Annotated in this window: 11 protein-coding genes and 1 riboswitch; of the genes, 9 read left to right on the top strand and 2 right to left on the bottom strand. The window is 31.7% G+C overall.

The features are described from left to right. Positions 1 to 175: 175 nt before the first annotated feature. From ACUL40_RS05205 to ACUL40_RS05225, 5 genes are all read left to right on the top strand, one after another. The gene (locus ACUL40_RS05205; protein WP_000766385.1) at positions 176 to 1,027 is read left to right on the top strand and encodes a Cof-type HAD-IIB family hydrolase; all 852 of its coding nucleotides are present in this window, start codon (positions 176 to 178) and stop codon (positions 1,025 to 1,027) included. Positions 1,028 to 1,478: 451 nt separating this feature from the next. Then, positions 1,479 to 3,266: a PAS domain-containing sensor histidine kinase gene (locus ACUL40_RS05210; RefSeq protein WP_134208820.1), complete on the top strand. Its 1,788-nt coding sequence runs from the start codon at positions 1,479 to 1,481 to the stop codon at positions 3,264 to 3,266. A 234-nt stretch (positions 3,267 to 3,500) separates the two neighbouring features. Continuing rightward, entirely contained in the window at positions 3,501 to 5,627 is a 2,127-nt protein-coding gene (locus tag ACUL40_RS05215) for a peptidoglycan D,D-transpeptidase FtsI family protein (protein ID WP_000743775.1), read from the top strand. A gap of 76 nt (positions 5,628 to 5,703) precedes the next feature. After that, a complete protein-coding gene (lepB, locus tag ACUL40_RS05220) occupies positions 5,704 to 6,234 on the top strand; it encodes a signal peptidase I (protein ID WP_033666239.1) in 531 nt (176 codons plus the stop codon). 259 nt (positions 6,235 to 6,493) lie between these two features. Then, positions 6,494 to 7,681: a macrolide family glycosyltransferase gene (locus tag ACUL40_RS05225; protein WP_000932155.1), complete on the top strand. Its 1,188-nt coding sequence runs from the start codon at positions 6,494 to 6,496 to the stop codon at positions 7,679 to 7,681. Positions 7,682 to 7,771: 90 nt separating this feature from the next. On the opposite strand, the gene ACUL40_RS05230 is transcribed toward ACUL40_RS05225, so the two are convergent. Further along, complete coding sequence (locus tag ACUL40_RS05230; protein WP_000864372.1) at positions 7,772 to 8,452, bottom strand: aspartate/glutamate racemase family protein; 681 nt, start codon at positions 8,450 to 8,452, stop codon at positions 7,772 to 7,774. A gap of 153 nt (positions 8,453 to 8,605) precedes the next feature. Continuing rightward, positions 8,606 to 8,721: riboswitch (SAM riboswitch) on the top strand. Between the two features lie 140 nt (positions 8,722 to 8,861). On the opposite strand from ACUL40_RS05230, the gene ACUL40_RS05235 reads away from it, so the two are divergent. The 4 genes from ACUL40_RS05235 (at position 8,862) to ACUL40_RS05250 (ending at position 12,158) form a co-directional block, all read left to right on the top strand. Continuing rightward, positions 8,862 to 9,410, top strand: coding sequence for an ECF-type riboflavin transporter substrate-binding protein (locus ACUL40_RS05235; protein WP_001038210.1), 549 nt, complete (start codon positions 8,862 to 8,864; stop codon positions 9,408 to 9,410). A gap of 10 nt (positions 9,411 to 9,420) precedes the next feature. Beyond that, entirely contained in the window at positions 9,421 to 11,121 is a 1,701-nt protein-coding gene (locus ACUL40_RS05240; protein WP_420729251.1) for an ABC transporter ATP-binding protein, read from the top strand. After that, entirely contained in the window at positions 11,114 to 11,914 is an 801-nt protein-coding gene (locus tag ACUL40_RS05245; RefSeq protein WP_000556372.1) for an energy-coupling factor transporter transmembrane component T family protein, read from the top strand. The genes ACUL40_RS05240 and ACUL40_RS05245 overlap by 8 nt, the downstream gene beginning before the upstream one ends. 136 nt (positions 11,915 to 12,050) lie before the next feature. Continuing rightward, positions 12,051 to 12,158: a YjcZ family sporulation protein gene (locus ACUL40_RS05250; protein WP_000120182.1), complete on the top strand. Its 108-nt coding sequence runs from the start codon at positions 12,051 to 12,053 to the stop codon at positions 12,156 to 12,158. Positions 12,159 to 12,250: 92 nt separating this feature from the next. Here the strand turns inward: ACUL40_RS05250 and ACUL40_RS05255 are convergent, their stop codons facing one another. Further along, positions 12,251 to 13,519 carry a LytS/YhcK type 5TM receptor domain-containing protein gene (locus ACUL40_RS05255; protein ID WP_000348330.1) on the bottom strand — a complete coding sequence of 423 codons (1,269 nt, stop codon included), beginning with the start codon at positions 13,517 to 13,519 and terminating at the stop codon, positions 12,251 to 12,253. Positions 13,520 to 13,547: the final 28 nt, after the last annotated feature.

Here is a 13,547-nt window from a genome sequence, read left to right on the forward strand (position 1 = left end):
TTTAAAATCCAAAGCTTTTTTAAAAAGAAAAGCTTTGGATTTTATTTTTAATTATTTCTTGACCTGAAACGCTTTTCATAAATTATAAATAAGAAGTACCTCACGAGGATTGTATGAAAACGATACCTAATAATTAATTAGAACTCGTGTATTTATAGAAAGTGGTGAAGAAATAATGAAATTAATTGCAATTGATTTAGATGGAACTCTTCTTTCGGGGAATAAAATGATAAGTAAAGAAAATGCAGAAGCAATTCGAACATGTCAAGAAGCTGGCCATGTTGTAGCAATTTGTACAGGACGTTCTATTGTTGACATTGAGCGATTATTGTTAGAAGTTGATTTAGAGTGTCCAATCATTGCGGAAAATGGTGCTCTTATATATAAAGATAAAAAAATGATGAAGAGATATCCAATTCAAAATATGCAGGCACTTGAAATTGTAGAATATCTTGAAGAGAATGGTTTATATTATCAGCTCTATACTGATAAAGGTGTGTATGTACCGGATTATGGAGTAGAGAGTGTACGTAATGAAATTGAGCATGTGAAGAATTCAAAAGAAAATTTCGACTTGAAAGAGTTAGAAACAATCGCAGCATTATATCTTGAGCATACAGCGTTTCATAGTGCGGAAAGTTGTAAACCAATTGTAGAAACAGATATACATGTGCATAAACTATTACCATTTTCTTATGAAATTGAGAAATTAAAAAAACTAAAAGAAACATTTCTTCATAATACAGATTTAGCAATTACATCTTCATATTGGCACAATTTAGAGATTAATCATCGAGATGCTCAAAAAGGGAATGGATTATATACTTTAGCAGAACATCTTAATATTCCGGTTGAAAACACTGTAGCGATAGGTGATGGGCTAAACGATGTTTCTATGATGGAAAAAGCGAACATATCAATTGCAATGGGGAATGCAGTAGAAGAAATAAAAGCAATGTGTAAATACGAAACGTTATCAAATGAAGAACATGGTGTGGCACATGCTTTATATAAATATGTAATGTAATTAAAAAAGAAAAAAGAATCCAAATGGATTCTTTTTTCTTTTTTATTAGGGGTAAGGTATTCTATGAGATTCATAGAAGCCTTATTACATTTTATTATATAGAATATATTGGAATAAATGTTTATATTTTTCATAAAAATTGTGAATATTTTATGAACTTTATACTTATTGCATGTTTATACCGCTATTAGTAACGTGTATGACTCTCGAGTGAAAATTCAGTGAATGTAAGGAGGAATTCAAGTTATCTAGACAATAAGTGAGGAATCAACGAAATATATACTAATTAAAGGTATATTCAGTATATATATTCTTTTCTTGTTTTAATTGAAAAATAAAATTTGTTCGAATAATTATTCTACAGCTATATACCTACACTAGCTTTCTTCGTATAATGGAGAAGTATGAATTTTAGATTTGTATTAATTTTACATATTGAGGTGAAAAAGGAATGAATTCGCGGCTAATGGAACTTATTGATGTGAGTACAATAGAAACCATGGCAGAACAATTTTATAAATTAACTAACATATCACATCAACTTCTTGATGCTGAAAAAGAGTGTGTTTTTTCATTCGGAATGAATGAGATAAAAAAGAGTAAACTTCCAAAGATTGAAATCCCCATTTTCTTATACAATCAACATTTAGGCTCTTTTGTTGTATGGTCCAAAAAAAGTGAAATTTTCAGTTGTCAAAAATACTTTGAAATGCTCTCAAGTTTAATTTTAGATAGCGCAATAAAAGTATTTCAAAGTAAAAATACAACGTTGCTTTCTCAGAAAGAGGAGGAACTACATACGATTTTACAAAACATGCCTGTTATGGTAGATGCGCTTGATTATAATGGAGATTTTGTTTTGTGGAATCGAGAATGCGAAATTGTAACAGGTTATACCGCTGAAGAAATAATTGGAAACCCCAATGCACTGCAATTATTGTATCCTGATCATAATTATCGCCATCAAATACAAAAGAAATTTTTAACTTGTGGAAAAAATTTCAGAGATTGGGAAATGCACTTAACATGTAAAAATGGTGAAATCAAAACAATAATGTGGTCGAATATATCAGAACAGTTTCCTGTAACAGGATATAGTTATTGGGCTGTTGGTGTAGATATTACACATTTAAAAGCGATAGAAGAGCAGTTAAAACAACAAACATCTGAACTGGAATTAATTTTTAAAGCTTTACCAGATTTATGTTTTTTAACAGAAGATGATGGCACAATTATAGATTACAAGGCAGGATCTCCTACAAAGTTTTACGTACCCGCAGAAGCTTTTATGGGAAAAAAGTTTTACGAAGTATTACCAACGTCAGTAGCACAGCAGTTTCAGGAAGCCATTAATCAAGTGAAGGAAAAAGGAACGAATGTAATTGTAGAATATCCACTCACACTTAATGGAAGTATTGATTTCTTTGAGGCTAGGTGCTTACCATTATTACATGATAAAATTATGATTATTGTACGCGACATTACAGAGCGAAAAAAGACAGAAGAATTGCTAAATAAATCAGATACGCTTGCAGCAATTGGTCAATTAGCAGCTGGCGTGGCTCATGAAGTAAGAAATCCTTTAACTGTAATTAAAGGTTTTATACAGTTATTTCAAATTAATAAAGAAGATCAAGAAAAATATTTTGATCTTATGCTCTCTGAAATTGAAAGGATAGAAGCGATCCTGCAAGAATTTCTGGCAATTGCTAAAACAGATGAGATAAATACAGAAAAGAAAAATATTTATCAAATTTTTAAAAATGTCGTATCGTTGATGAACACAAAAGCAATTATGACAAATATTCAAGTTGAACTATTTACGGATGACAAAGATATAATTATTGAATGCTCAGAAAATCAATTGAAACAAGTATTTATTAATATTTTGCAAAATTCAATCGAAGCTATGCCAAATGGTGGGGGAATTTCAATTCACATAAAAGAAATAAATGATGATGGTGTCATCATTCATGTAATAGATGAAGGAATAGGAATACCTGAAGAAAGAATTAAGAGATTAGGTGAACCTTTTTATAGTACGAAAGAAAAAGGGACTGGTATTGGATTAATGTTAAGTTATAAAATTATTGAAAGTCATCAAGGGACAATTAGTATCATGAGCGAGGTTGGTGTCGGGACAACAGTAACTATTTACTTACCGAAAGTACTAAGTAAACAATCTCTTTCTAATTGTGACGACAAATGTATAGCAATACGCACTAGTAGTAATTCTTAAATCAATTAATACCCAATAACAAAGCGATTAGTGAAAACTAAGCTTTTTGTTATTGGGTATTTTTTATATTTAATTTAGTAAACTTTACCTTTTCTTTACCTTTGTTTTAATTTCTATTAAGTTTTAAACATTATATTAATATTTGTACAAAGCAATGTATAGAAATTGTACATTACTTTTAATATAGAAATGTGATTATTATTTGAAATATTGTAAGGAGGAGATTATGACAAGGTGAAAAAGCAAGAGAAGAAAAGTGGTAGAGTAGTACCTCTCCGGTTAAATATTTTATTCCTTTGTGTATTTTTATTATTTTCTGGCATTATTATTCAGTTAGGGAAAGTGCAAATTTTTGATGGAGAAACATATAAAAATGAAGTAGAGAAGAGAGAAAATGCAACCGTGGGCCTTTCTGTACCACGTGGGAAAATATTTGATCGTGAAGGAAATCCAGTAGTTGATAATAAGTCTTTACGTACGATTACATATACAAAGGTGAAAGGTGTAAAACAAGAAGAAATATTAAAATCAGCAAGACAACTTGCAGATATTATTGAAATGCCACAAGAAGATATAGATAAGTTAACTGAGACTGATAAGAAAGACTTTTGGATGCAATTAAATCCAGAACTTGCTCAAGACTTAGTATCAAAAACAGAAATAGATAAGTTCCGAGATAAGGATATTACCGGAAAAGAGCTAGACAAAAAAATAGAAGATTTAAAAAGGAAACGCGTTACAGATAAAAATCTTCAAGAACTAACGGCTAAAGATATAGAAGTGTTAGCTATTAAAAGTAAAATGACCTCAGGTTTTCAAATGGCACCTCAAATTATTAAAAAGGACGTTAGTGAACAGGAATATGCGGTGATTAGTGAAAATTTAGCGAACCTTCCAGGAGTAGACGCATCAGTTGATTGGGAGAGAATCTATGTAAATGATGGATTATTCCGTTCTGTCCTTGGTAACGTTTCAAATGCTGATGAAGGATTGCCACGTGAACGATTAGATTATTATTTAGTGCGTGATTATAGCCGAAATGATAGGGTCGGCAAAAGTTATATCGAACAGCAATACGAAGATGTACTTCATGGTACAAAAAAAGAAGTAAGAAGCATTGCTGATAAACAAGGAAATACTATTAGAACGGAAACGGTTTCGGAAGGGAAAAGCGGTAAAAATTTAACTTTAACAATAGATATGGAATTGCAAAAAAAAGTAGAGGAGAGCATAGAAAAAATATTAAAACAATATAAAGGATCAGAATCAATGTTAGACCGTGCTTTCGTAGTGATGATGAATCCGAAAAATGGCCAAGTATTATCAATGGCTGGGAAAAGGCTTGTAGAAAAAGACGGGAAAATGGAAGTTGAAGATTATGCTTTAGGCACGCTGACAAGTTCATATGAGCTTGGATCAACGGTTAAAGGTGCGACAGTGTTAACAGGGTTTGAAACAAATGCAATAACTCCTGGAACACATTTTTATGATGCACCTATGAAATTTAAAGGAACTAAGGAAAAGAAGTCTTGGAAAAATTTTGGTGATATAGACGATCTAAGAGCGTTACAAGTTTCTTCAAACGTTTATATGTTTAATATAGCATTAAAAATTGCTGGCGTGGGTTATGTGAAAAATAGTTCACTAGATATTAAACAAGAATATTTTGATAAAATGAGGTATTATTTCAGGCAATTTGGACTAGGCGTACAAACTGGTATTGATTTACCAAATGAAACCGCAGGACAAATTGGAAGAAAAGATAATCAGCCTGGTTTCTTATTAGATTATTCTATTGGACAATATGATACGTATACACCACTTCAGCTTGCACAATATATTTCGACTATCGCAAATGGAGGGTATCGAATGAAACCACAAATTGTTCAAGAGATTAGAGAACAAACCGTTCAAAAAGATGAGGTTGGTAAAGTAGTACAATCAATAGAACCCGTTGTTTTAAATAGAATCGATATGAAACAAGAATATATTAATCAAGTAAAAGAAGGATTTAGAAAAGTATTTCAAGAGGGAGATGGAACGGGAGTAAGAGCATTCCAAAAAGCACCATATAAACCAGCTGGTAAAACAGGGACCGCACAAACTGTATATGGTGGAGAAAATGAAATTGGGCGAAATGCGAAAGGTGATCGTAGAGAATGTTATAACTTAACATTGGCTGGATATGCGCCATATGATGATCCAGAAGTAGCATTTTCTGTTGTAGTACCATGGGTTGAAAATGATAAATCGGGCATTAACTCCGATATTGGAAAAGAAGTTTTAGATGCTTATTTTGATTTGAAAAATAAGAGATTAACTGGTGAAGCGCCAAAAACAGATGCCTCTAAAGAGAATTAAAATGTACGAAACGTCTCTAGCATTCCTGTAAACTAGAGGCGTTTTTATCTGGGAATAGATTAGAAATGGGGTATATATGAAGCTGTTTATTCTAAAATATTGGAGGAACATATGTAGCTACATATTCATTATAATAGGGGTTATTTTTATTAATAAGTCCTTTTTATTTTGTATGGTAGAAGGAATTTCGATGCAACCTACTTTGAATGAAAAAGATTATATACTTGTTAATAAGGTAAACGTCTGTTTATCGTCTTTTCATCATGGAGATGTTGTCATTATAAAAAAAGAAGACGCGCCTACTTACTATGTGAAACGAATTATTGGATTATCGGGGGATAACATACAACTAAAAGAGGATGAGGTATTTATTAACGGTAAAAAGCGTGATGAGTCGTATATACATTTAGATATGTCACAAGTATCCAATCGTTTTTCAAATTTTAGAGAAATAAAAGTTCCTACGCATAAATTATTTGTGTTAGGTGATAATCGTAATCATAGTAAAGATAGTAGGAATACACTTGGACTTATTGATGAATCAAATATAATAGGTAAAGTAGAAATGGTATTTTATCCATTTGATCATATAAAATGGATAAAATAATTCTATTAACGATTCACATTTTATAAAATAAATCATATATTGATAGCATAGGACAAGCAGAAACGCTTGTTCTAACCTCACAGAACACTCCTTATCACGGTTAGGCATCTACATAGGTAGATGCTTTTTTTTATGTTGATGACTGAAAATTATTTATCAATATAATGTAGCAAGCATATTAGGACTATTAGGGGAAGATTACTTGTACAAATAACAGTATGCTTAATTAAAACAGTGAAATGTAAGGAGTGAGGAATAAGTGCTAAATATTTTAGTAGTTAATTTTCCAGCAGAGGGGCATGTAAACCCTACATTAAATTTAGTAAAAGCCTTTACTGAACGAGGGGATAACGTACATTATATTACAACGGCAAACTTTAAGGATAGAATTGAAGATTTAGGAGCTACTGTACATACTCATCCGGATCTATTAAAAGAGATTTCTATTGATGCTGAAACCTCATCTGGGTTAAATGCTTTCTTTCATGTGCATGTTCAAACTTCTTTATATATATTAGAAATTACGAAACAATTATATGAAAGTATAAATTTTGATTTCGTAATTTATGATATATTTGGCGCAGGAGAGTTAGTAAAGGAATATTTACAAGTTCCAGGTGTAGTGTCCTCACCTATATTTTTAATTCCGCCAGAATTTTTGAAGACATTACCTTTTCATCCAAATGCAGATATGCCATTTCAACCAGAGGAAATCTCTGAAAAATTACTAAATCAGATGGAACATAAATTTGGAGTAAAACCAAAGAATAATCTTCAATTTATGAATAATAAGGGTGATGTTTGTCTCGTATACACAAGTCGTTATTTCCAACCTAATAGCGAATCGTTCGGGGAAAATAACATTTTTATTGGACCGAGTATTTCAAAGCGTAAAACAAATATAAAGTTTCCACTGGAATCACTTAAAGAAAAGAAAGTTATTTATATTTCAATGGGAACACTGCTTGAAGGACTCGAACCATTCTTTAATACTTGTATTGATACTTTTTCAGATTTTGATGGGATAGTTGTAATGGCAATTGGTGATAGAAATGATATTTCTAAAATTAAGGAAGCACCAGATAATTTTATAATTGCTCCATACGTACCTCAATCAGAAATATTAAATGAAGCAGATGTTTTTATTACACATGGCGGTATGAATAGTGTACACGATGCCATTCATTATAATGTCCCATTTGTAATAATACCGCATGATAAAGATCAGCCAATGATAGCGCAAAGATTAACTGAGCTTGAAGCGGCACATAGACTATTGAAAGAACATGTTAATGTACACACTTTAAAAGAGGCCGTAACAGATGTACTTTCAAATGAAAAGTATAAACATGGTATAAGAAAACTTAATGATAGCTTTTTAGAATGTGGTGGTTCAAAAGAAGCCATTGCAGTTATTGAATCTCTTTTAAATAAAGTAAAACTTTAATTGGTGGGGCTTTACTGCCTGCAAATAGCGGGATAATTAGTCGTAACTGTATACAAGCATAGAGGTTCTCACCTTTATGCTTGTGTATTCTTATCCAGCAAATTGTACAGCAGTATTTGCATGTAAAAAAGCAGTATCAAAAACGGGAACAGTAAGATCATTTTGGGAGATGAGTAAAGGTATTTCAGTGCAGCCTAATAATATACCTTCAGCGCCGTTTTGAATTAATGATTTTGTAATTTGTAATAACCTTTTTTTAGATGTTTCTGAAATGATCCCTCTACTTAATTCATCTAATATGACATGGTGGATAAAAGTTCTTTCCTCGTCATTTGGGATAATTGTCTCAATGTTATATTTCGCTAATCGTGATTTATAGAAATCTTGCTCCATCGTTTGTTTTGTTCCTAATAGTCCGATACGTTTTATATTCTGTTCTACCATTTCTTTAGCACTTACATCACCAATGTGAAGAAGCGGGATAGATATTGCTTGTTCTACCTCCTCGGCAAATAGATGTACAGTATTTGAACACATTAATAAACATTCAGCCCCAGATTTTTCAACTTTCTTTGCAACTGTAACTAGTTCATTTTTCACTTCTTCATATTGATGGTTTTGTAATAAAGTAGTTACTTCACCAAAGTCCATACTATATAAAATTAGCTTCGCATTTTGATCGTATTGAGAGAGTGTAAGTGTATTAATATGTTTATAGTATAATGATGTAGATTCCCAACTTAATCCTCCAATCAAACCAATAACTTTCATAATGCATTCCTCCCGAAACGATTTTGAACTCATTATTTCATAATTCCGATAAGAATACAATGATTTAAATGCGCTATTTAATAAAAAATAAAAATAGTAAGAAAAGTGTTGAAATTTACATTCTTTAGTGCCATAATACGAATTACAAATTAATACTTATCCAGAGAGGTGGAGGGAACGGCCCTAAGAAACCTCAGCAACCCCTATGCAATTTTATAGGAAGGTGCTAATTCCGCAGAGGACACGATGTGTTTTTTGAAAGATAAGAGGATTCTTGAAAGTGAAAGAAAGTGACCTCTTATGTAAGAGGTCATTTTTTTGTTGTATAGAAAGGGAGTGTCGATGCATAATTCATTTTTAAATTAAATATAGAGTAATAAAAGTTGACTAATATGAGAGGGGAATTGTCATGAATAAATTATCAACAAAGTTAGTAGTAGCAATCGGTATTGGAGCAGCATTATACGGGATATTAGGACTTTGGGGATTTTCTATTGCACCGAATACATTTATTAAACCAGCATTAGCTATATTAACTGTTTTTGGAGCATTATTTGGTCCAGTGGCAGGACTGTTAATCGGACTTATCGGTCATACCGTAACAGATACGATTGCTGGATGGGGTATTTGGTGGGGATGGGTTATTAGTTCAGGAATTATTGGTTTTTCAATGGGGCTTATTCAAAAAAGAGTTGGTTTTAGTGTGAAAAACGGGTCGTTTAACAAGGGGGATATTTCTTATTTAGCAATTACTGGGCTAGTTGGTATTGTCATTGCTATTATATTTGCTGGGGCATTCGATATTATTGTGATGGGAGAACCATTTGACAAAATTGTTATACAAGTATTAGGAGCAACAATTTCCGATGTCATCGTTTTCTTAGTACTTGGATTGCCACTTACAATTGGTTTGGCGAAATCCAATAAGAAACATACACATTTAAAAATTGAAAAGTAGGGATGTTAACATGCAACCAATTATTTCGTTTGAACAATTCACCTTTCAATATGGGCATGCTGCGCAGCCTACTTTAAGTGATATTACCTTTCATATATACCCTGGGGAAAAAGTGCTAATTGCTGGACGAAGTGGTTCAGGAAAGTCGACATTAGCTCATTGTATAAATGGGCTAATCCCATTTTCTTACGAAGGGAATAGCACAGGTAACGTTTTAATTGCCGGTAAAGACCCAAGGGAAGGAAGTATTTTTGAACAAAGTAAACAGGTAGGAACAATTTTACAAGATCAAGATGCTCAATTTATTGGTCTGACAGTAGAAGAAGATGTAGCTTTTTATTTAGAAAATGAATGTGTAAAGCAAGATAACATGAAAAAGATTGTTTCGGACTCATTAAGAAAGGTGAAGATGCATACGTTTCATAAACAAAGTCCACATGAATTATCAGGAGGTCAAAAGCAAACAGTTTCTCTTGCTGGTTTATTAACAACAAATGCGGATATATTATTGTTCGATGAACCATTAGCGAACTTAGATCCACTAAGCGCCATACATACGATAGAACTTATGAAAGATATACATGAGCAGTATAATAAAACGATTGTTATTATCGAACATAGGATAGAAGAAATTTTAAAACTGGATTTAGACAAAGTTATATTAATTGATGAAGGTAAAGTCATTGCGATGGGAACACCAAAAGAAATCTTAGCGTCAAATATATTACCACGTATTGGCTTAAGAGAGCCTATTTACATCGAAGCATTAAAGAGATTACATTTTGATCGTAATAATGACGTAATATATCCAATGGAAAACCTTCAAAAAGAAAAGGTAAGCAACGTTATAAAAGAGTGGATGGAGAAACAAGTCATATTAGAAAGGAATGCTAAAAACAAGGAATTACTTAAAGTGGAGAATTTATCATTTTCATACCCTAATAAACAAAAAGTATTAGAAAATGTAAACCTTTTAATATATGAAGGAGAAATTGTGGCACTGTTAGGACATAATGGAGCAGGGAAATCAACATTAGCTCATAGTCTTATAGGTATAAACAAAATGAAAAATGGGAAAATTGCGTTAAAAGGTGAAGATATTAGTTCTTGGTCTATTCGTAAACGTGGGGAAATCATATCTTACGTGATGCAAAATCCAAATCATATGATTACACAGCCTACTGTTTTTGAAGAAGTTTCATTTACATTAACATTACATAATTTTTCTAAGGAAGAAATTAAGAATAAAGTAGAAGGGATTTTAAAAATTTGTGGCTTATATCCATTTCGTAATTGGCCAATTCAAGCACTAAGCTATGGGCAAAAAAAGAGACTAACAATCGCATCTGTATTAACAACAAATCCTAAGCTTATCATATTAGATGAACCGACAGCGGGACAAGATTATTATCATTATAAACAATTTATGTCGTTTATTAAAAACCTAGCTAAAAAGGGAATTTCATTTGTTGTTATCACTCACGATATGAATCTCGCGCTAGAATATACAGACCGTGCAGTAGTTCTACATGAAGGGAAAATTATTGCGGATAATACAGTGTTTGATGTATTAGGCAATCAAGAAACGTTACAAAGAGCCAACTTAAGAGAGAGTTCTTTAACCAAGCTTATTAAATTTAGTGGGATTGCATGTCCAGAAAAATTTATGGAGCTTTATTTAGACAGTAATAGGAGGGAGGAAGGTGCATAGTACATATTTTCATCGTATGGATGGGGTAGTGAAATTGTTTTTATTTATTTTTTGTATGACGCTTACTTTTTTGTTTTTTGATTTTCGGGTGTTGCTAATATTATTTATTATTGGGTGTATCGGACTCAGCATTGCTAAAATTCCATTTCGTAAAATTTTAATTGTTTTTAGTGTCATATTTACATTTAGTTTATTAAACTCTGTCATGATTTTATTTATTACACCAACTCATGGATCTGAATTAACTGAATCATATACCGCGTTTTTACATGTTGGATATGCAACGATTACATATGAAACATTATTTTATGCAGCTACACTTTCATTAAAGTATTTTACGTTATTACCATTTACACTTCTTTTTATTTACACGACAGATCCAAGCGAATTTGTAAGTAGCTTAAGTAAACTTGGTATTCATTATAAGATTACATATGCAATAAATATTGCACTACGTTATATTCCTGACATCCAGTCTGAGTATAAAATTATTAAACACGCGCAAGAAGCGAGAGGAGTGGCTTTTGAAAAAGGAGAAGCAAGTTTATGGGTTCGTATGAAGAACCGTGTTTTAATTTTCTGGCCACTAATCATTCATTCTCTAGAAAGAATAGATACGGTTTCAAATGCAATGGATTTAAGAGGATTTGGAAAGAAGGATAAACGTACATGGTTTTATACAAGTAAGGCGAAACGTGAAGATTTCATCGCTTTATTTGCCGGTATTTTCATATTTATTGTTGCGGTATATTTAAAATTAAACGTATTTCAAAACTTTTGGTATCCATTTTAAAGCACTCTTTAAACGAGTGCTTTTACTTATTTTTATGTAGACATGCTCAAAAAAGGGATATATACATAATGTATAATACGAACCAGTTAAAATGATCAACTACCTATTAGTTTTCAAACCAAAAGGAGGAGAAAATATGAGTTACGGTGGTTCTTGTGGTTTTGGTGGAGGTTTCGCTTTACTAGTTGTGTTATTCATTCTATTAATAATTGTAGGATGCAGCTGCTGGGGCGGAGGATACTAATTTTTAATTAGTCTTCACAAATGTAAACTAAAAAAACATTGAAGATACTTATGTATCGAAACAAATAAAAAAGGAGCAACTATGCTCCTTTTTTATTTGTTTAAATGCGTATTCTCACTATATTTCGGGAACGTAATCGTTAAAGTCGTTCCTTTACTAACGATACTTCGGATTTTTAAACTTCCATGCATCGTCTCAATAATCTTAACAGCAACCATTGTACCTAAACCAGTTCCTTTTGTTTTTGTACTAAAATACGGTTCACCGAATCGATGTATTTGCTCCTGTGACATTCCAACTCCGCTATCTTCAATTCGTATTTCAACTTTACTATTATTGATAGATGAGGAAATATTTAAGGTGCCACCATTAGGCATTGCTTCAATACTGTTTTTTATTAAGTTTAAAAAACATTGTTGAAAGTGCTGTTTATTACCAACAATGGTTGCCTCAGAAAAATCCTGTGTAATATGTATCGTATTCATATTACACAATGGCAATATCATATTAATAACTCGATTTAACTCTTGTTTTACTGAAATTTGATCTAATTTTTCTGGAGCAGGTTTGGCAAACGTTAAGTAATCATCGATAATTTCTTGGGCACGATTTAACTCTTCAAGTATATGTTTAATATATTCGTCTCTTGATTCAGGAGTTAAATTTTGTGTTTTCAAAAGCTGTGTAAATCCTTTTACAACCGTTAAGGGATTCCTTACTTCGTGCGATATACTTGCAGCGAGTTGGCTAACAATCTCCATTTTTTCCATTTTAATTAATTTAGAGCGCATTAATACAGCATCCTTTATAACTTCATTTATATAAACAATAAATAACATTAAAGTAGTCGGTAATACCATGAAATAAATAATATACAAATTATTCACTTCAAAATCTGATAAAGTTAATACAATTAAAGTTGTAAATATTGCTAGGAAAAAGGTTAAAAACATGGAAAAAGCTACTTTAAGTTTTCTATTATATGTATTAAATTTTGAAGATGCGAGTGCTGTAACGATGAACATTATTCCGTAAACAACGACTGTTAGCATATTAAATCCATAAAATATAAATCTTGTAATTAATAAAATTGTAAACAATATGATACCGACAGGGAATCCACCATAAAGCGTAGCTATTATGACCGGAATTTGTCTTAAATCATGAATACAACTTTCATCCATATAGATAGGGTATCGCATACATAAAATAAGCGGAATACTAGAACAAAGGGTAATCAGTAGTATTTTATATTTCTTTAAATAGTGCCGGCTATCATATATGAAATAAAAAACAAATATACTACATAAAATGTATAGAAGATTATTTAACACGTTTTGATTAATATAAACAAAGTCCATAATATTTGCCTCGTTATTCTGAATTTCC

Source organism: Bacillus sp. KNSH39 (assembly GCF_052656585.1).